Source organism: Enterobacter sp. BIDMC109, assembly GCF_001037885.1.
Lineage (GTDB): Bacteria > Pseudomonadota > Gammaproteobacteria > Enterobacterales > Enterobacteriaceae > Enterobacter > Enterobacter hormaechei_C.
The window spans coordinates 1,959,467-1,982,281 of record NZ_KQ090002.1; the positions used below are offsets into that span (position 1 = coordinate 1,959,467).

General features: G+C 53.8%; 24 protein-coding genes, 1 pseudogene and 1 other annotated feature (1 of these 26 running past the window's edge). Of the genes and pseudogenes, 16 read left to right on the top strand and 9 right to left on the bottom strand.

Annotated features, from left to right (window positions below; translation table 11 throughout):
- Positions 1–78, bottom strand: a sequence feature (Trp leader region); it reaches 17 nt to the left of the window's first position.
- Entirely contained in the window at positions 55–99 is a 45-nt protein-coding gene (trpL, locus tag SK62_RS22865; protein WP_071524153.1) for a trp operon leader peptide, read from the bottom strand. (Overlaps the previous feature by 24 nt.)
- Positions 100–238: 139 nt before the next feature.
- Between trpL and rnm the strand changes: the two genes are divergently transcribed.
- From rnm to rluB, 3 genes are all read left to right on the top strand, one after another.
- Positions 239–1,120 carry an RNase RNM gene (gene rnm / locus SK62_RS09320; RefSeq protein ID WP_047719497.1) on the top strand — a complete coding sequence of 294 codons (882 nt, stop codon included), beginning with the start codon at positions 239–241 and terminating at the stop codon, positions 1,118–1,120.
- The gene (locus tag SK62_RS09325) at positions 1,117–1,737 is read left to right on the top strand and encodes an L-threonylcarbamoyladenylate synthase (RefSeq protein WP_003856793.1); all 621 of its coding nucleotides are present in this window, start codon (positions 1,117–1,119) and stop codon (positions 1,735–1,737) included. The genes rnm and SK62_RS09325 overlap by 4 nt, the downstream gene beginning before the upstream one ends.
- 97 nt (positions 1,738–1,834) lie before the next feature.
- Positions 1,835–2,710, top strand: a complete 876-nt coding sequence (gene rluB, locus SK62_RS09330) for a 23S rRNA pseudouridine(2605) synthase RluB (RefSeq protein ID WP_003856794.1) — start codon at positions 1,835–1,837, stop codon at positions 2,708–2,710.
- Positions 2,711–2,744: 34 nt separating this feature from the next.
- Here rluB and cobO read toward each other — a convergent pair whose 3' ends face one another.
- A complete protein-coding gene (cobO, locus tag SK62_RS09335; protein WP_015570385.1) occupies positions 2,745–3,335 on the bottom strand; it encodes a cob(I)yrinic acid a,c-diamide adenosyltransferase in 591 nt (196 codons plus the stop codon).
- Positions 3,332–4,093, bottom strand: a complete 762-nt coding sequence (locus tag SK62_RS09340) for a YciK family oxidoreductase (RefSeq protein WP_017384219.1) — start codon at positions 4,091–4,093, stop codon at positions 3,332–3,334. The genes cobO and SK62_RS09340 overlap by 4 nt, the downstream gene beginning before the upstream one ends.
- Positions 4,094–4,345: 252 nt before the next feature.
- Here SK62_RS09340 and sohB point away from each other — a divergent pair, with 252 nt between their 5' ends.
- The gene (gene sohB / locus SK62_RS09345) at positions 4,346–5,392 is read left to right on the top strand and encodes a protease SohB (protein WP_023296716.1); all 1,047 of its coding nucleotides are present in this window, start codon (positions 4,346–4,348) and stop codon (positions 5,390–5,392) included.
- Positions 5,393–5,427: 35 nt separating this feature from the next.
- On the opposite strand, the gene SK62_RS09350 is transcribed toward sohB, so the two are convergent.
- Positions 5,428–5,679, bottom strand: a complete 252-nt coding sequence (locus SK62_RS09350) for a YciN family protein (protein ID WP_003856804.1) — start codon at positions 5,677–5,679, stop codon at positions 5,428–5,430.
- Between the two features lie 398 nt (positions 5,680–6,077).
- Between SK62_RS09350 and topA the strand changes: the two genes are divergently transcribed.
- The 6 genes from topA to acnA all read left to right on the top strand — a co-directional run bounded on the left by topA (position 6,078) and on the right by acnA (position 13,563).
- The gene (gene topA / locus SK62_RS09355) at positions 6,078–8,675 is read left to right on the top strand and encodes a type I DNA topoisomerase (protein WP_017384217.1); all 2,598 of its coding nucleotides are present in this window, start codon (positions 6,078–6,080) and stop codon (positions 8,673–8,675) included.
- 186 nt (positions 8,676–8,861) lie between these two features.
- Positions 8,862–9,836, top strand: coding sequence for an HTH-type transcriptional regulator CysB (gene cysB, locus SK62_RS09360; RefSeq protein WP_006810844.1), 975 nt, complete (start codon positions 8,862–8,864; stop codon positions 9,834–9,836).
- Between the two features lie 336 nt (positions 9,837–10,172).
- Positions 10,173–10,313 carry a YmiA family putative membrane protein gene (locus SK62_RS09365; protein WP_213083754.1) on the top strand — a complete coding sequence of 47 codons (141 nt, stop codon included), beginning with the start codon at positions 10,173–10,175 and terminating at the stop codon, positions 10,311–10,313.
- An 8-nt stretch (positions 10,314–10,321) separates the two neighbouring features.
- Positions 10,322–10,486, top strand: a complete 165-nt coding sequence (locus SK62_RS23050) for a hypothetical protein (protein ID WP_162183706.1) — start codon at positions 10,322–10,324, stop codon at positions 10,484–10,486.
- A 137-nt stretch (positions 10,487–10,623) separates the two neighbouring features.
- The gene (ymiC, locus tag SK62_RS23170) at positions 10,624–10,722 is read left to right on the top strand and encodes a small membrane protein YmiC (RefSeq protein WP_032103392.1); all 99 of its coding nucleotides are present in this window, start codon (positions 10,624–10,626) and stop codon (positions 10,720–10,722) included.
- Between the two features lie 165 nt (positions 10,723–10,887).
- Entirely contained in the window at positions 10,888–13,563 is a 2,676-nt protein-coding gene (acnA, locus tag SK62_RS09380; protein WP_017693321.1) for an aconitate hydratase AcnA, read from the top strand.
- A gap of 37 nt (positions 13,564–13,600) precedes the next feature.
- On the opposite strand, the gene ribA is transcribed toward acnA, so the two are convergent.
- Complete coding sequence (gene ribA, locus SK62_RS09385; RefSeq protein WP_003856813.1) at positions 13,601–14,191, bottom strand: GTP cyclohydrolase II; 591 nt, start codon at positions 14,189–14,191, stop codon at positions 13,601–13,603.
- A 197-nt stretch (positions 14,192–14,388) separates the two neighbouring features.
- On the opposite strand from ribA, the pseudogene pgpB reads away from it, so the two are divergent.
- The 5 genes and pseudogenes from pgpB (at position 14,389) to yciH (ending at position 18,037) form a co-directional block, all read left to right on the top strand.
- Positions 14,389–15,156: pseudogene (pgpB, locus tag SK62_RS09390) on the top strand (phosphatidylglycerophosphatase B).
- Positions 15,157–15,304: 148 nt separating this feature from the next.
- Positions 15,305–15,613, top strand: coding sequence for a LapA family protein (locus tag SK62_RS09395; protein WP_003856817.1), 309 nt, complete (start codon positions 15,305–15,307; stop codon positions 15,611–15,613).
- 6 nt (positions 15,614–15,619) lie between these two features.
- Positions 15,620–16,789 carry a lipopolysaccharide assembly protein LapB gene (gene lapB, locus SK62_RS09400; RefSeq protein ID WP_003856819.1) on the top strand — a complete coding sequence of 390 codons (1,170 nt, stop codon included), beginning with the start codon at positions 15,620–15,622 and terminating at the stop codon, positions 16,787–16,789.
- A gap of 184 nt (positions 16,790–16,973) precedes the next feature.
- Positions 16,974–17,711 (top strand): orotidine-5'-phosphate decarboxylase, encoded by a 738-nt coding sequence (pyrF, locus tag SK62_RS09405; protein WP_047719498.1) that lies wholly within the window; start codon positions 16,974–16,976, stop codon positions 17,709–17,711.
- Positions 17,711–18,037, top strand: coding sequence for a stress response translation initiation inhibitor YciH (yciH, locus tag SK62_RS09410; protein ID WP_003856822.1), 327 nt, complete (start codon positions 17,711–17,713; stop codon positions 18,035–18,037). The genes pyrF and yciH overlap by 1 nt, the downstream gene beginning before the upstream one ends.
- 103 nt (positions 18,038–18,140) lie before the next feature.
- On the opposite strand, the gene osmB is transcribed toward yciH, so the two are convergent.
- The 3 genes from osmB to SK62_RS09425 form a co-directional block, all read right to left on the bottom strand.
- Positions 18,141–18,359: an osmotically-inducible lipoprotein OsmB gene (osmB, locus tag SK62_RS09415; protein WP_017384212.1), complete on the bottom strand. Its 219-nt coding sequence runs from the start codon at positions 18,357–18,359 to the stop codon at positions 18,141–18,143.
- Between the two features lie 262 nt (positions 18,360–18,621).
- Positions 18,622–19,374, bottom strand: coding sequence for a DNA-binding transcriptional regulator YciT (locus tag SK62_RS09420; protein WP_017384211.1), 753 nt, complete (start codon positions 19,372–19,374; stop codon positions 18,622–18,624).
- Positions 19,375–19,411: 37 nt separating this feature from the next.
- Positions 19,412–19,594 carry a YciZ family protein gene (locus SK62_RS09425; protein ID WP_047719605.1) on the bottom strand — a complete coding sequence of 61 codons (183 nt, stop codon included), beginning with the start codon at positions 19,592–19,594 and terminating at the stop codon, positions 19,412–19,414.
- Positions 19,595–19,785: 191 nt separating this feature from the next.
- Here SK62_RS09425 and SK62_RS09430 point away from each other — a divergent pair, with 191 nt between their 5' ends.
- Positions 19,786–20,655, top strand: coding sequence for a crotonase/enoyl-CoA hydratase family protein (locus SK62_RS09430; RefSeq protein WP_047719499.1), 870 nt, complete (start codon positions 19,786–19,788; stop codon positions 20,653–20,655).
- Here the strand turns inward: SK62_RS09430 and pdeR are convergent.
- Positions 20,652–22,643 (bottom strand): cyclic di-GMP phosphodiesterase, encoded by a 1,992-nt coding sequence (pdeR, locus tag SK62_RS09435; RefSeq protein ID WP_032103394.1) that lies wholly within the window; start codon positions 22,641–22,643, stop codon positions 20,652–20,654. The genes SK62_RS09430 and pdeR overlap by 4 nt on opposite strands.
- Positions 22,644–22,815 lie beyond the last annotated feature (172 nt).

The window sequence follows — 22,815 nt, forward strand, 5'->3', positions numbered from 1 at the left end:
GTAGCGGGCCGGGTATCTGTTTGCATTTCGCAGACGCGTGACACTGCCCGAAGATCAGGAAGTACGCCACCAACCGTGCAGAGCGAAATGTGCTGTCATTTTCAGATACCTTTCTCGTGTGAACTTGCGTACTAGTTAACTAGTTCGATGGCGTGTTGTCAACCCCTGATTTCAGTATTTCACGGTTAGTCGGTATCATAGGGGCTTCGGATGTCTCCAACCTGTTATGGGAAGTGCTTTGAGCGATACCACCTACGCCGTAATTTATGATTTACATAGCCATACGCAGGCTTCAGATGGCCTGCTGACACCCGAAGCTCTGGTCCATCGCGCCGTTGAAATGCGTGTCGGCACGCTGGCAATAACCGATCACGATACCACTGACGGCATTCCCGCCGCGCGCGCCGAGATTGCCCGCAGCGGACTGGCGCTGGATCTGGTGGCCGGGGTTGAGATCTCGACGGTCTGGGAAAACCACGAAATTCATATCGTTGGCCTGAATATCGATACAGAACATCCGGCCATGCGTGCTTTTTTGCAAGAACAAAAAACACGCCGCAATCAACGCGCGGAGATGATTGGCGAACGTCTGGAAAAAGCACATATTCCCGGTGCGCTGGAAGGCGCGCGAAAGCTGGCGAACGGTGGGGCGGTGACGCGCGGCCATTTCGCCCGTTTTCTGGTGGACGCCGGTAAAGCGACGACCATGGCGAATGTCTTTAAAAAGTATCTGGCGCGCGGGAAAACCGGATACGTTCCCCCACAGTGGTGTACAATAAAACAAGCTATTGATGTGATTCATCATTCTGGCGGTAAGGCCGTGCTGGCCCATCCGGGGCGGTATAATCTTTCTGCTAAATGGCTGAAAAGACTGCTGGCACACTTTGCCGAATGCGGCGGTGAGGCGATGGAAGTTGCCCAGTGTCAGCAGGCACCCAATGAGCGTTCGCAGCTCGCGGCCTACGCCCGTCAGTTTGGTCTGCTTGGGTCACAGGGTTCAGATTTCCATCAGCCCTGCGCGTGGATTGAACTGGGGCGCAAGCTCTGGTTACCCGCGGGCGTTGAGCCTGTCTGGCAGCTCTGGGAACAGCCACAGCAAATTGAAGAGAGGGAAGTATGAGTCAGTTTTTCTATATCCATCCGGATAACCCCCAGCCACGTCTGATTAATCAGGCCGTGGAGATCGTCCGCAAAGGCGGCGTTATTGTCTACCCAACCGATTCTGGCTACGCGCTGGGCTGTAAAATTGAAGATAAAGGGGCGATGGAGCGCATCTGTCGCATCCGCCAGCTGCCGGATGGCCACAACTTCACCCTGATGTGTCGCGATCTCTCTGAGCTGTCGACCTATGCTTATGTTGATAACGTGGCCTTTCGTCTGATTAAAAACAACACGCCGGGTAACTACACCTTCATTCTGAAGGGGACAAAAGAGGTGCCGCGTCGTCTGTTGCAGGAAAAACGTAAAACCATCGGCATGCGCGTGCCGTCGAACCCGATTGCCCAGGCGCTACTGGAAACCCTCGGCGAGCCGATGCTCTCCACATCGCTGATGCTGCCGGGCAGTGAGTTTACCGAGTCCGACCCGGAAGAGATCAAAGATCGTCTGGAGAAGGTGGTGGAGCTGATTATTCATGGCGGTTATCTTGGTCAGCAGCCGACCACCGTGGTGGATCTCACCGAAGACGCGCCAGAAGTGATTCGTGAAGGCGTGGGCGATGTTAAGCCTTTCTTGTAAGGGTGTAAGCAGATATACTACGCGGCCATCAAAGCAGGGCGCCGCCCTGTTTTTGACCTGATTCGACGCCTGTGAAGGCGACACCTGAGGAAGCTCAATGAGCGAGAAGTTACAGAAAGTGCTGGCGCGCGCCGGCCACGGTTCGCGCCGTGAAATCGAAGCCATTATTGAAGCAGGCCGCGTGAGTGTGGACGGTAAAATCGCCACGCTCGGTGACCGCGTTGAAATCGTACCGGGGCTGAAGATCCGCATTGACGGCCATCTTATCTCCGTGAAAGAGTCTGCTGAACAGATCTGCCGCGTACTGGCTTACTACAAGCCGGAAGGCGAACTGTGTACCCGCAACGACCCGGAAGGTCGCCCGACGGTGTTTGACCGTCTGCCAAAATTGCGTGGCGCCCGCTGGATTGCCGTAGGGCGTCTGGACGTGAACACCTGCGGCCTGCTGCTGTTCACCACCGATGGTGAACTGGCAAACCGTCTGATGCACCCGAGTCGTGAAGTGGAACGTGAATACGCCGTTCGTGTTTTCGGCCAGGTTGATGAGAACAAACTGCGCGACCTGTCGCGTGGTGTTCAGCTGGAGGACGGCCCTGCGGCGTTCAAAACCATCAAGTTTACCGGTGGTGAAGGCATTAACCAGTGGTACAACGTTACCCTGACAGAGGGACGTAACCGCGAGGTGCGTCGACTGTGGGAAGCGGTCGGTGTCCAGGTGAGTCGCTTGATTCGCGTCCGCTATGGCGACATTCTGCTGCCGAAAGGCCTGCCACGTGGCGGCTATACCGAACTGGATCTGACGCAAACCAACTACCTGCGCGATCTGGTTGGCCTGACGCCAGAAACCACGTCGAAAGTGGCGGTAGAGAAAGATCGTCGTCGCATGAAGGCGAATCAAATCCGCCGTGCGGTGAAACGTCATAGCCAGGTCAGCAGCAATCGCCGCTCTGGCAGCCGTAATAACAACGGTTAATTGAAAAGCCCGGTGAATATACCGGGCTTTTTTTTCAGTAATCAATCCCAATTTGCGCTTTGATACCCGCATCGAACGCATGCTTAACCGGACGCAGCTCGCTGACGGTATCGGCCAGCTCCAGAATGTCCCGATGACACCCGCGCCCCGTGACGATCGCCGTCTGGTGTGCAGGGCGGTTCCTGAGGGCCTCCAGCACGGCTTCCAGCGGCAGGTAGTCATACGCCACCATATAGGTGATCTCATCCAGCAACACCATGTTCAGCGACGGGTCTGAAAGCATTCTTTTGGCATGCTCCCAGACGGCGAGGCAGGCTGCGGTATCGGTTTCCCGGTTCTGGGTATCCCAGGTAAAACCGGTTGCCATTACCTGAAACTCAACGCCATGCGGCTCGAGCAGATTACGCTCGCCGTTGGGCCATTCACCCTTGATAAACTGGATCACGCCCACTTTCTGCCCATGCCCGACTGCGCGGGTGGCGGTCCCAAATGCGGCGGTGGTTTTGCCTTTGCCGTTGCCGGTGAACACGATTAGGATACCGCGCTCGTCCTGAGCGGCCGCCACGCGTGCATCAACCTGTTCTTTCAGACGCTGCTGGCGCTGCTGATGACGATCATCACTCATTGCGATATCCCCGGTTTGCGGCCTGGCTGGGCATCGAAGGTCATTCCGGTTTTGCGACGGCTGTCGTCACCCATCAGCCACAGGTAAAGGGGCATGATATCGGCCGGGGTTTTAAGCTTCTGCGGATCTTCTGTCGGGAAGGCGCTGGCGCGCATTTTGGTGCGCGTACCGCCTGGATTAATACAGTTAACCCGCAGGTGGCGGCTTTGATACTCTTCGGCCAGCACCTGCATCATTCCTTCGGTGGCAAATTTTGAGACGGCGTAAGCCCCCCAGTTCGCACGCCCCTGACGCCCCACGCTGGAGGAGGTAAATACCAGCGAGCCGGAATCGGAGTTGAGTAATAAAGGAAGCAAGGCCTGGGTCAGGAAAAACGTCCCGTTGACGTTAACCTGCATCACCTGCTGCCAAATTTCCGGATCCTGTTCATCCATCGGGCGCACTTCGCCCAGTAACCCCGCGTTGTGCAGTACGCCGTCCAGACGCGGATAATGTGTGCTGATCCGCTGGGCAAGGGCCTGACATGACGCTGGCGTGCAGGTCAGCAGATCGAGCGTATACCAGGGCGTGGGGGTACCGCCGGCGTTTTCGATTTCACGGGCGACGGCCTTGAGCTTTTCTTCATTACGTCCCAGCAGAATAAGGCTCGCACCGTATTCAGAATAGGTCAGCGCCGCTTCGCGACCAATCCCGTCGCTGGCACCGGTAACCAGAATGATGCGGTTCTGTAGAAGGTTTTTTTGTGGCTGATAATGCACGGTGGCTCCTCAGGCGCATTGGGCGTGACTTGCACCTTTATTTATGACTTTTCGGCTTTATGCCCGAAACAGCGTCAGAATTCAATCAGTCTACAGGACAGAACGCTGGGAAATTAACAATTTGCAAAGATTTAAACCAGAAGCGGGGGATTCCTGAAGCCGCCTCGCAGAGGTAATGTCCAGAGCGAGACGCCTGCGCAGGGCTGTTGTACACTGGCGTGAAAGATTCGTGGTTAAATCAAGGTGGAACGCGTGGAATTACTTTCTCAGTATGGGTTGTTTTTGGCCAAAATCGCGACGGTGGTTATTGCTGTCGCGGTGATTGCCGTCCTGATTGTCAACCTGACGCAGCGTAAGCGTCAGCGTGGTGAGTTACGCATTACCCGCCTGAGCGAGCAGTATAAAGAGATGCAGGAGGAGATGTCTCTGGCGCTGCTTGACGATCATCAACAGAAGCTGTGGCTAAAAGCCCAGAAGAAAAAACATAAGCAGGACGCCAAAGCCGCGAAGGCGAAAGCTAAGCTCGCCACGCCACAGGCTGACGCAAAACCGCGCGTCTATGTGCTCGATTTTAAAGGTAGCATGGATGCGCATGAAGTCTCCTCTCTGCGTGAAGAAGTGACGGCGGTGCTGGCCGTGGCGACAGCCCAGGATCAGGTGGTGGTACGCCTTGAAAGCCCGGGCGGCGTAGTGCATGGGTATGGACTGGCGGCTTCGCAGTTACAACGTCTGCGGGATAAACAGATCCCACTCACCGTTGCGGTAGATAAGGTCGCGGCGAGTGGCGGCTATATGATGGCGTGCGTGGCGGATAAAATCGTCGCGGCACCGTTCTCCATTATCGGCTCGATTGGGGTGGTCGCGCAGATCCCTAACTTCAATCGTTTCCTGAAAAATAAAGAGATCGACATCGAACTGCATACGGCGGGTCAGTACAAACGTACGCTGACGCTGCTCGGCGAAAATACCGAAGAGGGACGGCAGAAATTCCGGGAAGATCTGAACGAAACCCACCATCTGTTCAAAGATTTCGTGCACCGCATGCGCCCAACGCTGGACATTGAGCAGGTGGCTACGGGCGAGCACTGGTACGGCACGCAGGCGCAGGAGAAAGGGCTGGTGGATGAAGTGGGTACCAGCGACGACCTCCTGCTCAACCTGATGGAAGGCCGTGAGCTGGTGGGGGTGCGCTTCACCCGACGCAAGCGCCTGCTCGACCGTTTTACCAATAGCGCGGCAGAAAGCGCGGATCGTCTGCTGCTACGCTGGTTGCAGCGCGGCCAAAAGCCGCTGCTGTAAAGAAAAACGCGAGGCAGATGCCTCGCGTTATCGTTTTAATCGACCAGGTGGTACTTCTCTGAGAGGGTATGCGCCAGGTATTTAAACATGTTAAACACGGCGGTGCTTTTCGGGGTGGGTAGCCCTTGTTCATCAAGGAAGTATTCACCGCTGAACACCAGCACGCCATTACGTTGTTCCACGCCAGTCGCTTCAATTCCCGCCAGGGTGTCTTCATGGTCGCGAATGAGTTTGTTTGCTTCGATAAGCAATGAAGCTCGGTCAATGGGTTGGGTCGTATTCTGCATATTCCACTCCTTAAACAGTGACAATAGTCTACGCCTGGGTCGCTTCGGGGGCAAATTTTCCCTGTTATCCGAGGGGATAAGAAACAGGGGCTGGCTGGCGGGATTTGCTTTTGCATGCTAATAAAGTTGCGTAACGAATTTTATCAGGTACAGTGTGCGCTTTCGTCATTCTGGCAACAGAATTGCTTGACATTCGACCGGGAATTCGTCACGAATGAACTTTGATGTGAGAAAAATACCCGAAAACTCAATGACCTGGATGTCGCCATTCTGACGTTCGGTAACACATAGGGGTTGATATCCCCTGACGATGTCGCAATATCAATGGCTCGTCGTCAGCGGAAGGGAAATCAACGTGCGGCGTATTCCTGGAAGAATTAAATTAGGTAAAGGTGAATATGGGTAAAGCTCTCGTCATCGTTGAGTCCCCGGCAAAAGCCAAAACGATCAATAAATATCTGGGCAATGACTACGTGGTTAAGTCCAGCGTTGGTCACATTCGCGATTTGCCGACCAGTGGCTCAGCCAGCAAAAAGAGCGCAGACTCTACCTCCACCAAAGGGGCTAAAAAGCCTAAAAAGGATGAACGTAGCGCGCTTGTCAACCGCATGGGTGTTAACCCATGGCACAACTGGGATGCACATTACGAAGTGCTGCCAGGCAAAGAAAAAGTCGTTAACGAGCTGAAACAGCTTGCTGAAAAAGCAGACCACATTTATCTCGCAACCGACCTTGACCGCGAAGGGGAGGCCATTGCATGGCACCTGCGGGAAGTGATCGGGGGTGATGACAAACGCTACAGCCGTGTAGTGTTCAACGAAATTACAAAGAATGCGATTCGTCAGGCGTTTGAAAAGCCGGGTGAACTGAATATCGACCGTGTTAACGCTCAGCAGGCGCGTCGCTTTATGGACCGCGTTGTAGGCTACATGGTCTCGCCGTTGCTGTGGAAAAAGGTCGCTCGCGGCCTGTCTGCGGGGCGTGTGCAGTCTGTGGCTGTTCGTCTTGTTGTTGAGCGTGAACGCGAGATCAAAGCGTTCGTCCCGGAAGAGTTCTGGGAAGTGGATGCGAATGTCACCACGCCGGGCGGCGATGCGCTGCCGTTGCAGGTGAGCCATCACAACGACAAACCGTTCCGTCCTGAAAATCGCGATCAGACCATGGCCGCCGTGGCGCTGCTGGAAAAAGCGCGTTATCAGGTTCTGGATCGTGAAGATAAACCAACCAGCAGTAAGCCTGGCGCACCGTTTATCACGTCAACTCTCCAGCAGGCGGCAAGTACCCGTCTGGGTTACGGCGTGAAGAAAACCATGATGATGGCCCAGCGCTTGTATGAAGCGGGTTACATCACCTACATGCGTACTGACTCCACCAACCTGAGTCAGGACGCTGTCAACATGGTGCGTGGCTATATCGAGGACAACTTCGGTAAGAAATACCTGCCGGACGGGCCTAATCAGTACGCCAGCAAAGAGAATTCTCAGGAAGCGCACGAAGCGATTCGTCCTTCTGACGTTTCTGTTCTGGCTGAATCGCTGAAAGATATGGAAGCGGACGCCCAGAAGCTGTATCAGCTGATCTGGCGCCAGTTCGTAGCCTGCCAGATGACGCCAGCGAAATACGACTCCACCACGCTGACGGTCGGCGCGGGTGATTTCCGCCTGAAAGCGCGCGGCCGCATTCTGCGCTTCGACGGCTGGACAAAAGTGATGCCAGCGTTACGTAAAGGTGATGAAGACAGAACGCTGCCTTCAGTCAACAAAGGTGACGAGCTGTCGCTGGTTGATCTGGTCCCGGCTCAGCACTTCACCAAGCCACCTGCGCGCTTCAGCGAAGCATCGCTGGTGAAAGAGCTGGAAAAACGCGGCATCGGTCGCCCGTCCACCTATGCGTCAATCATTTCGACCATTCAGGATCGTGGATACGTTCGCGTCGAGAACCGTCGTTTCTATGCTGAAAAAATGGGTGAGATTGTCACCGACCGTCTGGAAGCGAACTTCCGTGAGTTGATGAACTATGACTTCACCGCGCAGATGGAAGACAGCCTCGATGAGGTTGCCAGCCATAAGGCAGAATGGAAGAAAGTTCTCGACAGCTTCTTCAGCGATTTTACCAATCAGCTTGAGAAAGCCGAGAAAGATCCTGAAGAGGGCGGCATGCTGCCTAACCAGATGGTACTGACGAGCATCGACTGCCCAACCTGCGGCCGTAAAATGGGGATCCGTACCGCGACCACGGGCGTGTTCCTCGGTTGCTCTGGCTATGCACTGTCGCCGAAAGAGCGTTGCAAAACCACCATCAACCTCGTGCCGGAGAACGAAGTTCTCAACGTGCTGGAAGGTGACGATGCGGAGACCAACGCACTGCGCGCTAAACGCCGCTGTAAGAAATGCGGCACGGCGATGGACAGCTACCTGATCGATCCCAAACGCAAACTGCACGTTTGTGGCAATAACCCGACCTGCGATGGTTATGAGATCGAAGAAGGTGAGTTCCGTATTAAGGGCTATGACGGTCCAATCGTTGAGTGTGAGAAATGTGGTTCCGAAATGCACCTGAAAATGGGACGCTTCGGTAAGTACATGGCATGCACCAACGACGACTGTAAAAACACGCGTAAGATCCTGCGTAACGGTGAAGTTGCGCCGCCAAAGGAAGATCCGGTTCCGCTTCCTGAGCTGCCGTGCGAGAAGTCAGACGCGTATTTCGTGCTGCGTGACGGTGCTGCTGGGGTATTCCTGGCGGCCAACACCTTCCCGAAATCGCGCGAAACCCGTGCGCCGCTGGTAGAAGAGCTGTACCGCTTCCGCGACCGTCTGCCGGAGAAACTGCGTTACCTGGCCGATGCGCCACAGCAGGATCCGGAAGGCAACAAAACCGTGGTGCGCTTCAGCCGTAAAACGAAGCAGCAGTACGTGGCGGCAGAGAAAGAGGGCAAAGCGACCGGATGGTCAGCCTTCTTTGTCGACGGGAAATGGGTTGAAGGCAAGAAATAATCTTCCCTTACCGTAACTTACCTGTAAAAGGGCCGGACTTCCGGCCCTTTTTTATTACGTAGTTATTATTTTTTGTTCCGTACTATACAGCCTGGCTATAAATGATATAGTGGTTATAGTTAACCCGTTTCTTATTATCAAATCGTCTTAAGCGATTGACGCATGCGCTAAATCGGATGGTCTGGCATGAAATTACAGCAGCTTCGCTATATCGTTGAGGTCGTCAATCATAACCTCAATGTCTCTTCCACCGCAGAAGGTCTTTATACCTCTCAGCCCGGCATCAGTAAGCAGGTGCGTATGCTGGAGGATGAGTTAGGTATTCAGATATTTGCCCGCAGCGGTAAGCACCTGACTCAGGTCACCCCGGCAGGACAGGAAATCATACGCATCGCACGGGAAGTGCTCTCCAAAGTCGACGCCATTAAATCCGTCGCCGGGGAACATACCTGGCCGGATAAAGGCTCTCTGTATATTGCCACCACGCATACACAGGCGCGTTATGCGCTTCCCGGGGTGATCAAAGGCTTCATAGAACGCTATCCCCGCGTTTCCCTGCATATGCATCAGGGCTCACCGACGCAAATCGCAGAGGCCGTGTCTAAAGGCAATGCAGACTTCGCTATCGCGACGGAAGCGCTCCATCTGTACGATGATCTGGTCATGCTCCCGTGCTACCACTGGAACCGCTCTATTGTCGTGACCCCGGATCACCCGCTGGCGGGGAAGGGCGAAGTGACAATCGAAGAACTGGCGCAATACCCGCTGGTGACCTATACGTTCGGCTTTACGGGCCGGTCTGAACTGGACACCGCGTTTAACCGCGCCGGATTAACGCCACGGATTGTCTTTACGGCGACGGATGCGGACGTCATAAAAACGTATGTGCGTCTGGGCCTGGGCGTTGGGGTTATTGCCAGCATGGCGGTGGATCCTGTCTCAGACCCGGATCTGGTGCGTCTGGATGCGCATGATATTTTCAGTCACAGCACCACCAAGATAGGTTTTCGTCGCAGCACGTTCCTGCGCAGCTATATGTATGATTTTATTCAACGCTTTGCGCCACATTTAACGCGCGATGTGGTGGATACAGCTGTGGCGTTACGCTCCAATGAAGACATCGAAGAGATGTTTAAAGACATTAAACTTCCCGCCAAATAATCACTCCCGGTATCTTTCTCCTGCGGAAAGATACCGTCATTCCGCTTTAAACCTGAATTAGAATTATCATCATCTACGCCCACTGACATATATCGTCATAACCCATTTGATGACTATGGTTTTACTGTCGCAAATTTGCGACAAAAGTAGAAACTAATTTACAGCTGTGCAAATTATTCTTTTCAATTATTTATTTCGGGTCAAAAGATTGAATTTTCCCGGGCTCGGATACGTAAATTCACTGGCTTTTCGGCTAAAGTTTCTTTAGGATTTATCTCATCAGATGATTACTTGTGCCAATTGTTTGGTCTCTAAATGATAAGCGATATCGATTGTATGAGGTTAGCAATGCCGTCAGGAAGTGAAGAACCGCAAAGGGATCCCGCGCTTAAGCGTAAAGCCTGGCTGGCGGTCTTTCTTGGCTCTGCCCTGTTCTGGGTGGTGGTTGCTCTTCTTGTCTGGAATTACTGGGGTTGATTATGGTCATGACGGTGCGTACAGAAGCGAGAAAAGAGATGTGTCAGCTTCGTGACAATGCTCACAAAGCCCGTAAGGCGCCAGCAACCAGCGTGCCAGCTTCCTGGAAACTGACGCCGCAGCAGCAGGCCTTTATTGATGTGTTCGCGGAAGACGAACCCAAAAAACAATAATTTTGATTTTTGCGTAATGATGCAAATAGTCTGAATATAGACCGTGCACTTTTGTACTCCTTAATAAATACACATCAGCAATATAGAACGAGGGCAGACCTCGCAACCTTAAATAATTAAAGTCTGGTGTCCCTATGATGAATAACATGACAACCGTAAAATACTGGTCATGGCTCGGCGTATTCTCAGCGTCGATCCTCTTCTGGTGTCAGCTCCTCTGGCTGGCCTTGCACTAAATCGTAAAACCTCGCCACGGCGGGGCTTTTTGTTTTATCCCTCGCGTTAGACCATTCCTAAATTTATCAATTTGGGTTGTTATCAAAACGTTACGACATCTTTGTGTTATCTTTAATTACAGCCCTGATGATTGTCAGGACATCCCTGTTTTTAAGGAGGAGCTTATGTCGTTAACCCTACGCGAAGCCAGTAAGGACACATTACAGGCGGAAAATAAAACCTGGCGCTACTACAGCTTACCGCTGGCTGCCAGAACGCTTGGGGACATTTCGCGGTTACCCAAGTCGTTGAAAGTTTTACTGGAAAACCTCTTGCGCTGGCAGGATGGCGACTCGGTTACCGAGGAGGATATCCAGGCTCTGGCAGGGTGGCTGAAAAATGCTCATGCAGACAGAGAAATTGCCTATCGCCCGGCCAGGGTGCTGATGCAGGATTTCACCGGCGTGCCAGCGGTGGTGGATTTGGCAGCTATGCGTGAAGCCGTTAAGCGTCTCGGGGGCGATACAGCTAAGGTTAACCCCTTGTCCCCGGTAGACCTCGTCATTGACCACTCCGTCACCGTCGATCACTTTGGTGACGACGATGCTTTCGGCGAAAACGTCCGTCTGGAGATGGAACGTAACCATGAACGCTACGTATTTCTGAAATGGGGTCAGCAGGCTTTCAGCCGCTTCAGCGTTGTTCCACCGGGCACTGGCATTTGTCACCAGGTCAACCTGGAATATCTTGGCAAAGCCGTCTGGAGTGAATTGCAGGATAAAGAGTGGGTGGCTTACCCTGATACGCTGGTGGGCACCGATTCACACACCACCATGATTAACGGCCTTGGCGTTCTGGGCTGGGGCGTCGGTGGTATTGAAGCGGAAGCGGCCATGCTCGGCCAGCCGGTATCAATGCTCATTCCCGATGTGGTGGGCTTTAAGCTGACCGGTAAATTGTCCGAAGGCATTACCGCCACGGATCTGGTTCTGACGGTCACCCAGATGCTGCGTAAGCATGGCGTGGTGGGCAAATTCGTTGAATTTTATGGCGATGGTCTGGATTCACTGCCGCTGGCGGACCGGGCCACCATCGCCAACATGGCGCCGGAATATGGCGCGACCTGCGGCTTTTTCCCGATTGATAGCGTTACGCTGGAGTATATGCGCCTCAGTGGTCGCAGCGAGGAGCAGGTGGCTCTCGTTGAGGCCTACACCAAAGCGCAGGGCATGTGGCGTAACCCGGGTGACGAGCCGGTATTTACCAGTACGCTGGAGCTGGATATGGGCACCGTTGAGGCAAGCCTCGCAGGGCCAAAACGTCCGCAGGACCGCGTCGCCCTGAGCAACGTTCCGAAAGCCTTTGCCGCCAGCAATGAGCTGGAAGTTAACGCCGCACAAAAAGATCACCGTCCGGTGGACTATGTTCTGAACGGGCATCAGTATCAGCTCCCTGACGGCGCCGTGGTGATCGCCGCTATCACTTCCTGTACCAACACATCCAACCCGAGTGTGTTAATGGCTGCCGGGCTGCTGGCAAAAAAAGCGGTAGAGCTGGGGCTCAAGCCACAGCCTTGGGTTAAAGCCTCCCTGGCGCCTGGTTCGAAAGTGGTATCCGATTACCTGGCACAGGCCAGACTCACGCCTTACCTCGACGAGCTGGGCTTTAACCTGGTGGGCTACGGCTGTACGACCTGCATCGGTAACTCTGGTCCACTGCCTGAACCTATTGAAATGGCGATCAAGCAGGGGGATTTGACCGTTGGCGCGGTACTTTCCGGTAACCGAAACTTTGAAGGGCGTATTCATCCGCTGGTGAAAACCAACTGGCTGGCCTCGCCGCCGCTGGTTGTAGCCTATGCGCTGGCCGGAAACATGAACATTAACCTGGCGACCGATCCGATTGGTCACGATCGCAAAAATGAACCGGTCTATCTGAAAGACATCTGGCCATCATCGCGCGAAATTGCGCGCGCGGTAGAGAAAGTTTCCACCGAGATGTTCCGCAAAGAGTATGCGGAAGTGTTCGAAGGCACAGCGGAATGGAAAGCGATCGACGTGGTGGGTTCCGATACCTATGACTGGCAGGATGATTCCACCTATATTCGCCTGTCGCCATTCTTCGACGAAATGCTGGCGGAGCCTGCACCGCTGAAAGATATTCACGGCGCGCGCATTCTGGCGATGCTGGGCGATTCCGTCACCACCGACCATATCTCCCCTGCGGGTAGCATCAAGGCGGACAGTCCGGCAGGTCGGTATCTGCAAAGTCGTGGCGTGGAACGTCGCGATTTCAACTCCTACGGTTCGCGCCGCGGTAACCACGAAGTGATGATGCGCGGGACCTTTGCCAACATCCGCATTCGCAATGAAATGGTCCCAGGCGTGGAAGGGGGTATGACGCGCCACCTGCCGGATACAGAGGTCATTTCAATTTATGACGCAGCCATGAAGTATCAGCAGCAGGGTACGCCGCTGGCCGTTATTGCCGGTAAAGAGTACGGCTCCGGTTCCAGTCGCGACTGGGCGGCAAAAGGTCCGCGTCTGCTCGGGGTTCGCGTGGTGATTGCCGAATCCTTTGAACGTATCCACCGCTCAAACCTGATCGGGATGGGGATCCTGCCGCTGGAGTTCCCGCAGGGCGTAACGCGTAAAACGCTGGGTTTGACCGGGGAAGAGCAGATTGATATCAGCGGTCTGCAAAATCTGCAACCGGGTAAAACCGTTCCGGTGAAGTTAACGCGCGCAGATGGAACGACAGAAGTGCTGGATTGCCGGTGTCGTATTGATACGGCAACAGAGCTGACCTATTACCAGAACGACGGCATTTTACATTATGTGATTCGTAAGATGCTGGACTGATAAAACTCGCCCGGCACATGTGCCGGGCGTTTTGCGTTTACTCGCTCAGCAGATGCCCCATTTTGGCAGCTTTGGTATCGAGGTAGTGCGCGTTTTTCGGGTTGCGGCCGACAATCAGCGGTACGCGTTCCACAATATTGATGCCCGCTTCAGTGAGGATTTCCACTTTTTTCGGGTTATTGGTCAACAGACGCACCTCGTCCACGCCCAGCAGCTTGAACATATCCGCGCACAGGGTGAAATCGCGCTCGTCAGCAGCAAAGCCGAGCTGATGGTTCGCTTCGACGGTATCGTAGCCCTGATCCTGCAACGCGTAGGCGCGGATTTTATTCAGCAGGCCAATATTGCGACCTTCCTGACGGTGATACAGCAGAACGCCACGTCCTTCCTCTGCGATATGAGAAAGGGCGGCTTCAAGCTGAAAACCGCAGTCGCAGCGCAGGCTGAACAGCGCGTCACCGGTCAGACACTCTGAATGAACGCGGGACAGCACCGGCGTTTGCCCCGAAATGTCGCCGAACACCAGGGCGACGTGATCTTGCCCGGTTGCCAGTTCTTCAAAACCCACCATCAGGAAATCGCCCCATGGGGTTGGCAGTTTGGCTTCTGCCACACGTTTAAGCTGCATGTGATTCTCCAGACCAGGCTGACACGTTTCGTGCCTTTGCCCCATTATGCTTTCTGTATCGGACTATTTTGCCACAAGCCCGGCAACTTCACCTAATCACCACCACGCTTTACAAACGTTAAACGCACAATCCGACATATCCACCAGAATGATGAAATTCAGTTATGATTGTGGTGCTTAGTGAAAAAGGAGAGGACATGCTTTCAATTGCCAGACGAACGGCCGCAGGAGCCGCCGTATTGCTCGTTATACCACTGGTCGTTTGGTTCTCCGGCTGGATGTGGCAGCCCGGACAAAACGAGACGTGGCTGAAAGCCTTATACTGGATAACCGAGACGGTCACCCAGCCGTGGGGGATTATTACGCACGTGCTGCTCTGTGGCTGGTTCCTGTGGTGCCTGCGCTTTCGCCTTCGCGCGGCGCTGGTACTGTTCGCTATTCTCGGCGGCGCCATACTTATCGGGCAGGGGGTGAAGTCGTGGGTCAAGGATCGCGTGCAGGAACCCCGTCCTTTCGTCGTCTGGCTGGAAAAAACGCATCATGTTCCGGTGGATGAGTTCTACAATTTAAAGCGTAAAGATCGCGGTGCGTTGGTAAAGGAGCAGCTTGCAGAATAGCAGAATATCCCGACCTTTTTACGCAAACACTGGCAAAAAGAGACCGGCTTTGCGTTTCCTTCCGGGCATACGATGTTTGCTGCCAGCTGGGCGCTACTTGGCGTGGGACTGCTGTGGCCGCGTCGGCGTACCCTCACGATTGCGATTTTGCTGGTCTGGGCGACAGGCGTAATGGGCAGCCGGATGCTGCTGGGGATGCACTGGCCGCGTGATTTGGTGGTGGCAACGCTGATCTCGTGGGTACTGGTGACGCTGGCGACCTGGCTTGCACAACGTTTTTGTGGACCATTGACGCCGCCGCCGGAAGAGAAGGAAGAAATAGCCGAAAGGGAGTCTGGCGGAACCTGAAGGTTGATATTCCGCATTTTGACCATAAATCCATGTAGGGCGCGTTACTTTTTCCATTTCGCGCCCGCCACTAAAATGGTAGCTTATAAGGCTGATTGCAGTGAGTTGAACACGCTTTATACGCTCGAACCACATAACGGGAAGTCATGTGAAATATTTACTCATTTTCTTACTGGTGTTGGCGATTTTTGTCATTTCAGTCACATTGGGCGCGCAAAACGATCAACAGGTAAGTTTTAACTATCTGCTGGCGCAGGGCGAGTACCGGGTGTCGAGCCTGCTGGCGGTGTTATTCGCGGCGGGTTTTGTCATCGGCTGGCTTGTATGCGGCCTGTTCTGGCTTAAGGTTCGTGTTTCTCTTGTTCGCGCTGAACGTAAAATTAAACGACTTGAACATCAACTTACGCCTGCGTCTGACATTCCGGCGAGCTCTGGTGTGCCGGTAGTCAAGGAATAATCGAATATGCTGGAGTTGTTGTTTCTGCTTTTGCCTGTCGCCGCAGCCTATGGCTGGTATATGGGCCGCAGAAGCGCGCAACAAACAAAACAGGATGAAGCAAACCGACTCTCCCGTGACTACGTAGCGGGGGTGAACTTCCTGCTGAGCAATCAGCAGGATAAAGCGGTGGATCTGTTCCTCGACATGCTTAAAGAGGATACCGGCACCGTTGAGGCGCATCTCACCCTGGGAAACCTGTTCCGCTCGCGCGGAGAGGTTGACCGTGCCATTCGTATCCACCAGACCCTGATGGAAAGCGCTTCGTTGACCTATGAGCAACGGTTGCTGGCCGTGCAGCAACTTGGGCGGGATTACATGGCCGCGGGGCTTTACGATCGCGCCGAGGATATGTTCTCTCAGCTGGTGGATGAGACGGACTTCCGTATCGGTGCGCTTCAGCAGCTTCTGCAAATCTACCAGGCCACCAGCGACTGGCAAAAAGCGATTGATACCGCCGAACGGCTGGTCAAACTCGGTAAAGACAAACAACGCGTCGAAATTGCCCACTTCTATTGCGAGCTGGCTCTCCAGCAGATGGGTAGCGATGACATGGATAAAGCCATGGCATTGTTAAAGAAAGGCGCTGCGGCCGATCGCAACAGCGCGCGCATCTCGATCATGATGGGGCGGGTCTTTATGGCTAACGGTGATTACGCCAAAGCCGTGGAGAGCCTGCTTCGCGTTATCGATCAGGACAAAGAGCTGGTCAGCGAAACGCTGGAAATGCTGCAAACCTGCTATCAGCAGTTAGGTAAGCAGGACGAGTGGGTTGCGTTTCTGCGTCGCTGCGTTGAAGAAAACACCGGTGCCACAGCCGAACTGATGCTGTCAGATGTCGTCGAAGAGCACGAAGGGAGTGATACTGCCCAGGTATACATTACCCGTCAGTTGCAGCGTCATCCTACCATGCGGGTATTCCATAAGCTGATGGATTACCACCTTAATGACGCAGAAGAAGGGCGCGCTAAAGAGAGCCTGATGGTGCTGCGAGACATGGTGGGTGAACAGGTGCGGAGCAAACCGCGCTATCGCTGCCAGAAATGCGGTTTCACCGCCTATTCGCTTTACTGGCATTGCCCTTCCTGCCGGGCGTGGTCCACCATTAAGCCAATCCGAGGTCTGGACGGGCAGTGATTTTTTAAAACGCCTCATTTTAGTTACAACATACTAATGGTTGTAGTAATTTCATCAGCACCGAGCGGTCTGGGGTTCGGCAGGAAAAGCATTCGATTCTGTTCATTTACCCCGAGGGCAGGTAGAATGCACGCCGTTTATCTGTTCCGCGCCGCTGCGCGCCCATAGACGAAAAGGGCTGGTCATGACGTCTGTTACATCCTCCACTTCCCGCGTAGTTACCGATTCTCCCGTAGTTGTTGCTCTGGATTACAATAACCGTGACGCCGCACTGGCCTTTGTTGATGGCATTGATCCCCGCGATTGCCGTCTGAAAGTAGGCAAAGAGATGTTTACGCTGTTCGGCCCGTCAATCGTCCGCGATCTGCACCAGCGTGGCTTCGACGTTTTCCTCGACCTGAAATTCCATGATATTCCAAATACCACTGCGCACGCCGTAGCTGCGGCGGCTGAACTGGGCGTGTGGATGGTTAACGTTCATGCATCCGGCGGGGCACGCATGATGACGGCTGCGCGCGAAGCGCTGGTGCCGTTTGGCAATGACGCTCCGCTTCTGATCGCCGTCACCGTGCTGACCAGTATGGATAAATCCGACCTGCGCGATCTGGGTGTGACGTTGTCACCTGCCGAACACGCGGAGCGTCTGGCGCGCCTCACGCAACAGTGTGGTCTCGATGGCGTGGTCTGTTCGGCTCAGGAGGCGGTTCGCTTCAAATCTGTGCTAGGCCGCGACTTTAAACTGGTAACGCCGGGCATCCGTCCGGCAGGCACCGAGTCTGGGGATCAGCGACGCATCATGACGCCAGAGCAGGCGCTGAGCGCGGGTGTAGACTATATGGTGATTGGTCGCCCGGTGACGCAATCCGCTCATCCGGCAGAGACCCTGAAAGCGATTAATGCATCACTGAAAAAGGGGGCATAATGCGTGACGCCAACAGTCGTCTGGTCTATTCAACGGATACCGGGCGCATTGAAGAGCCAAAAGAGAAAGCTGAACGTCCGAAAGGCGATGGTATCGTGCGAATTCAGCGCCAGACCAGCGGCAGGAAAGGTAAAGGGGTTTGCCTTGTCACTGGCATTGATCTGGATGATGCAGACCTGGTAAAGCTCGCCGCTGAACTTAAAAAGAAGTGCGGATGCGGTGGGGCAGTAAAAGACGGCATTATTGAGATTCAGGGTGATAAACGGGATTTAATTAAAACGCTGCTGGAAGCCAAAGGAATGAAAGTTAAACTGGCGGGCGGCTAAAATAAATGAGCCACGGACATTGCCGTGGCTCTTTTTTTACGTGCGTAAGTCAGACCTGAAAATACAAAATATATTATTATACCGGTGAGAGCCGTTATGGTGATTATTTGCCCACCTGGTGACCGATAACACCACCTACGGCAGCACCACCTAATGTACCCAGCGTACTACCATCCGTTAATACTGCACCACCAAGCGCACCAGCACCGGCACCAATCGCGGTGTTACGGTCACGTTTAGACCAGTTAGAGCAAGCGCTCAGGGACATTGCTACAGTGATTGCCAGAACAGCGGCGGCTAATTTTTTGCTGGTAAAGGTCATAATACTTTCTCCTGAATTATCGATTCACGGAAAGGAATGCACTTTAAGTATAGACAATATCCATACTTAAATTCTGTTCCCGTGAAAGCTGGTCGCGCAGGCGTTTCATCATCACGCAGGTGATAGTCACTTCCTGTTATATCGCTAATATTAATTTTACGTGTTTAGAACGGTTTCAACAGGTAAAAACTCTTAAAGGCAGGGTCGGAATACTCTCAGAGAAAGGTTTAAGTGCGCCCATTATTCGGGCGCAGCAGGATAATCAGGCCGTTTTTTTCACAATATCGACAGTCAGGCCGTCTTGTTCTAATTGCTGGCGATATTCATCGCGCAAACGCTCATCCGTAATCACACGGCTGAAGCGTGAAGCCGGACCCATCGTATAAGGGTGTACGGCGCCAAACTTAGAGCTGTCGGTCAGCACTATCGCTTCACACTCTTTGGCGAGCACTGCGTTAACCACGTCTGAACGCATCATGTCGCGACCGGTAAAGCCGGTGTCGGGCTGCCAGCCGTCAATACCAATGAATGCTTTACTGAAGTGAACCTGCTGAACATATTGACGCGTTAATGGCCCCACCATGCTTTCGCTTTTCTTCTGATAAATGCCGCCCAGCAGTATCACCTCGCACTGAGTTTCCTTCAACAGATGGGCGATATAGCTGCTTACGGTGATGATGGTAACGTCTTTTTGATCGGCGAGCGTGCGCGCCAGAAGAGCGTTACTGCTGCCATTTTCAATAAAGACGGTCTCACCGTTATTCACTAAGGATGCAGCAAACTCCGCCAGCTCCCGCTTGAGCGCATAATTGTTCATCATGCGGGTTTCGACGTCGTCGCTGTCCAGTGGAACGGCATATCCGTGCGCACGCCGCAGGTAGCTCTGTTTTTCCAGCAGATTCAGATCCTGACGAATGGTGACTTCAGAAACGCCGGTGGCTTTAGCGAGATCGACCACGCTTACGCGTCCCTGATCGATCACCATCTGCAAAATGATTTGTTGTCGGGAATTCATAGCATCCATTTAAAAGGCAAGGGCGGAAACGACGTGGCTACACTTCCCACGGGGCTTTAGGTTGAGTGGATTCTGGAGCGTTATCAGCGCCGTTATCAGCCAGCAGTTCAGACTTGAGGATTTCAAGGTTACGGATAGCAGAGTGATAATCGCCTGCGACAAGAATATCCAGCACAGTATCAATACGCTGTGCCACGGCTGTTGCATCAATGTTAGACATAAGCTCACCCTGAAGCGAAAAGTTAATATTATCAATGATGCAGAAAATTGATTCAAAAGAGAAGGTAAAAAATGCAATAACCAAAGTTCATAAATGAAAGTGATAAATTTGGCCCCCGTATGCTGCGGGTTGTAGGGGTGGATTAGTCTAAAACTGCGCGCAACGCGCTTTTTTATAAGAGGAATTCGACTATGACAGTTATCAACCAGACAACCTGCACATTGTTTACTGATGCTGAACGATTCACTCAACTGGCGGCTTATTATGAGGCCGAACGGCGTACGGTGTGGATGATGTTACGTGCCACGCCACGGCCTTGCTTCAATCATGCGCTGATCGAGGAGATCATGAATCTCTCCTGGCTGGTTCGACAGTCCGGATTTGTCGTTGATTTTTGGGTCACCGGATCGCTGGTCCCCGACATCTACAATACCGGCGGTGATTTACAGTTCTTCGTTGAGTGCATCAAAAACAACCGACGCGAAGCGTTACGCGCCTATGCCCGGGCCTGTGTGGACTGCGTTCATGCCGCCTCGCGAGGGTTTGATACCGGAGCTGTCACGCTGGCTATGGTGGAAGGAAGCGCGTTAGGGGGCGGGTTTGAAGCCGCGCTGGCGCATCATTTCATTCTGGCCCAGCGCGATGCCCGATTAGGCTTTCCGGAAATCGCGTTCAATCTGTTCCCGGGCATGGGCGGCTATTCACTGGTGGCGCGTCGTGCCGGCATGAAAATGGCGGAGGCGCTGATCTACAAAGGTGAGACGCATACGGCGGAATGGTATGAGCAGCATGGTCTTGTGGATCTCTTATTCGAGCCGTTACAGAGCTATGTTTCGGTGCGGACGTTTATCGACACGCTACAGCCGAAGCTCAACGGCGTAAGGGCCATGCTGCGTGCGCGTACGCGCGTGCTGCCACTTCCGCGAAGCGAGCTGATGGACATTACCGAGGATTGGGTTGATACCGCCTTCTGCCTTGAACCGAAGGATATCGCCTACATGGAGCGGCTGGTTATGCTGCAAAATCGCCATCAGGCGACGGGCTTACGCAAAGCCAGCTAACGGACATTTCTGGCCTGATAGCGCTTTAGCCATCGCTCGAATGCGGCAGCGGGCATGGGCTTAGCAAAAAGATAACCCTGCCGTTCGTTGACGCCATTCTTCGTCAGAAAGGCGTCTTCTTTTGCACTTTCCACCCCTTCAGCAATGACCTGCAAATTTAACGCCTGCGCCACGGCGACTATCGCACGCACCAGCGACTGTGAAATGGACTGCTTATGGATGTCCCGCACGAAAGCCTGGTCAAGCTTAATGGCATCGATAGGGAAGCGCGCCAGCTGCGACAGGGAAGAGTACCCCGTACCAAAGTCATCCAGGTGAATTTGCGCTCCCAGGCGGCTAAACTGCTGGATCACTGACAGGGCCAGCTCTTCATTTTCAATGAGACAGCTTTCGGTCAATTCCACGTCAATCGGGCAGTATTCAAAACTCAGGTCTTTCAGCGCCTGCTTCAGGTCGCTGAAGATGGTCTGGTCCGCCAGCTGACGGGCGGAGACGTTGACCGCGACGCGAAGGTTGATCCCCTTGTCGCGCCATTTCGCCACCTGGCGCACCACATCAAGCATAACCCAGCGGCCCAGGGGCACAATCAGCCCTGACTCCTCAGCATAGGAGATAAATTCCATCGGCGGGATCAGGCCACGCTCTGGCGACTGCCAGCGCACCAGCGCCTCCAGACTTCTGACTTCGCCGCGCCAGGTTATTTTGGGTTGGTAGTGGATTAACAGCTGATCGTTATCCAGCGCTTTACGCAGGTTGGTATCCAGCCACAGGTATTCAAATACGCGCTGGTTCATCTCTGGCGAGAAGACGCAGAATTTGCCCCGGCCATTTTCTTTGGCGGTGTACATGGCGGTGTCGGCATTACGAATGACGCTTTCGCGATCGTTACCGTGCTGGGGCGCAAGCGCGATGCCCAGCGAGCAGCCGGTGTAAACCTCTATCAGCCCGATGCGGAAAGGCTGACGAAGTCGGGTCAGTATGCGCGATGCCATGGCTTCCAGCGCGCCCTGCGAGGTATCGGTGGCCAGCACGATAAACTCATCCCCACCCAGGCGCGCCAGGGTTTGTCCTTCGTCCAGGCAGCTCAGGATCGCCAGCGCAACGGCCTGTAGCAGCTGGTCGCCAAACATATGCCCATAGGCATCGTTCACTTTTTTAAAGTTATCCAGATCGAGATAAACCACGCCTACCTGGGTGTCACCCCGAGCGGTGATGGCATCAGAGATCAGCTCATGGATGGCGTTTCGGTTAGGCAAACCGGTAATCGTATCCGTATTGGCGAGTACGCGCAGGCGCTCCTGGGCCCGACGCTCTTCGGTTATGTCGGTACCTGAACAGATGAGGAAAATTTCATTTTTCCCGCTGCCGCTGTGAACAAATTTATTTCTGAAGAGAAACAGGCGCTGCCCTTTGCGGGTCTTGATCCAGCGTTCAACTTCGTACGAGCTGCCGTTACGAAAAAAACCGGTGATGTTGCGTTTGGAGGCTGCGGCTTCGCTACGACTCATAAACAGTTTGAACACGTTTTGCCCGATAACTTCCTGTTCCTTCAGGCCCGTATATTCTTCACTTAAACGGTTGAAGCGCTGAATATTCCCGTTCTGGTCGAGGATCACAATCACGGAGTTAGCCTCGGACACTACCTGTTCGGCGAAGGAGAGCCCCTGCGCCAGGTCCCGCGCCACGGAAGGGGTATCGTTCCAGGCTGATGCCGTTCCTGCCCACTCATTTTTGTTAATTTTACGGCCGACAAGATGAACGGGAACGTCCACACCGTACAAGGGCAGGGTCATGGCAATGCTGGAGGTTATCACGGTGAGCTGGCGGATCAGCGCGGCCTGCTCATCATCCAGCGCCACCACCTGAATGATGTCAGCGCTTTCACTGGCAGCAAGATGCAGAGCATTGCTGTCTGCTGTCAGTCGCCACCAAGGGCTATGCGTACCCATGTAACGAAACAGCAAATTCTGCTCCAGATCGTCCATCACGTTTTCTCCCGCGGCTGCTGAGTAGCGCACAAATTATTCATTTGCAGTCGACAATGACGGCTCTCTTTTACTGTAGATAATTCTGGCGAAATGTGGCGATGGGAAACAGAAAAGTGTGAGAATAAACGATGATTTTGCGGGAGATAATACAGAAGAGAACTCCCGGCCATCC

What these genes read in the sequence shown, in the direction of transcription:
- SK62_RS09420 (WP_017384211.1), bottom strand. Translation starts at nt 19,374, where the DNA reads ATGAATTCCCGACAACAAATCATTTTGCAGATGGTGATCGATCAGGGA.
- ymiC (WP_032103392.1), top strand. Translation starts at nt 10,624, where the DNA reads ATGAATAACATGACAACCGTAAAATACTGGTCATGGCTCGGCGTATTC.
- lapB (WP_003856819.1), top strand. Translation starts at nt 15,620, where the DNA reads ATGCTGGAGTTGTTGTTTCTGCTTTTGCCTGTCGCCGCAGCCTATGGC.
- ribA (WP_003856813.1), bottom strand. Translation starts at nt 14,191, where the DNA reads ATGCAGCTTAAACGTGTGGCAGAAGCCAAACTGCCAACCCCATGGGGC.
- SK62_RS09365 (WP_213083754.1), top strand. Translation starts at nt 10,173, where the DNA reads ATGAGGTTAGCAATGCCGTCAGGAAGTGAAGAACCGCAAAGGGATCCC.
- osmB (WP_017384212.1), bottom strand. Translation starts at nt 18,359, where the DNA reads ATGACCTTTACCAGCAAAAAATTAGCCGCCGCTGTTCTGGCAATCACT.
- rluB (WP_003856794.1), top strand. Translation starts at nt 1,835, where the DNA reads ATGAGCGAGAAGTTACAGAAAGTGCTGGCGCGCGCCGGCCACGGTTCG.
- cobO (WP_015570385.1), bottom strand. Translation starts at nt 3,335, where the DNA reads ATGAGTGATGATCGTCATCAGCAGCGCCAGCAGCGTCTGAAAGAACAG.
- SK62_RS09430 (WP_047719499.1), top strand. Translation starts at nt 19,786, where the DNA reads ATGACAGTTATCAACCAGACAACCTGCACATTGTTTACTGATGCTGAA.
- yciH (WP_003856822.1), top strand. Translation starts at nt 17,711, where the DNA reads ATGCGTGACGCCAACAGTCGTCTGGTCTATTCAACGGATACCGGGCGC.
- SK62_RS09425 (WP_047719605.1), bottom strand. Translation starts at nt 19,594, where the DNA reads ATGTCTAACATTGATGCAACAGCCGTGGCACAGCGTATTGATACTGTG.
- topA (WP_017384217.1), top strand. Translation starts at nt 6,078, where the DNA reads ATGGGTAAAGCTCTCGTCATCGTTGAGTCCCCGGCAAAAGCCAAAACG.
- SK62_RS09350 (WP_003856804.1), bottom strand. Translation starts at nt 5,679, where the DNA reads ATGCAGAATACGACCCAACCCATTGACCGAGCTTCATTGCTTATCGAA.
- acnA (WP_017693321.1), top strand. Translation starts at nt 10,888, where the DNA reads ATGTCGTTAACCCTACGCGAAGCCAGTAAGGACACATTACAGGCGGAA.
- SK62_RS09325 (WP_003856793.1), top strand. Translation starts at nt 1,117, where the DNA reads ATGAGTCAGTTTTTCTATATCCATCCGGATAACCCCCAGCCACGTCTG.
- SK62_RS23050 (WP_162183706.1), top strand. Translation starts at nt 10,322, where the DNA reads ATGACGGTGCGTACAGAAGCGAGAAAAGAGATGTGTCAGCTTCGTGAC.
- pyrF (WP_047719498.1), top strand. Translation starts at nt 16,974, where the DNA reads ATGACGTCTGTTACATCCTCCACTTCCCGCGTAGTTACCGATTCTCCC.
- cysB (WP_006810844.1), top strand. Translation starts at nt 8,862, where the DNA reads ATGAAATTACAGCAGCTTCGCTATATCGTTGAGGTCGTCAATCATAAC.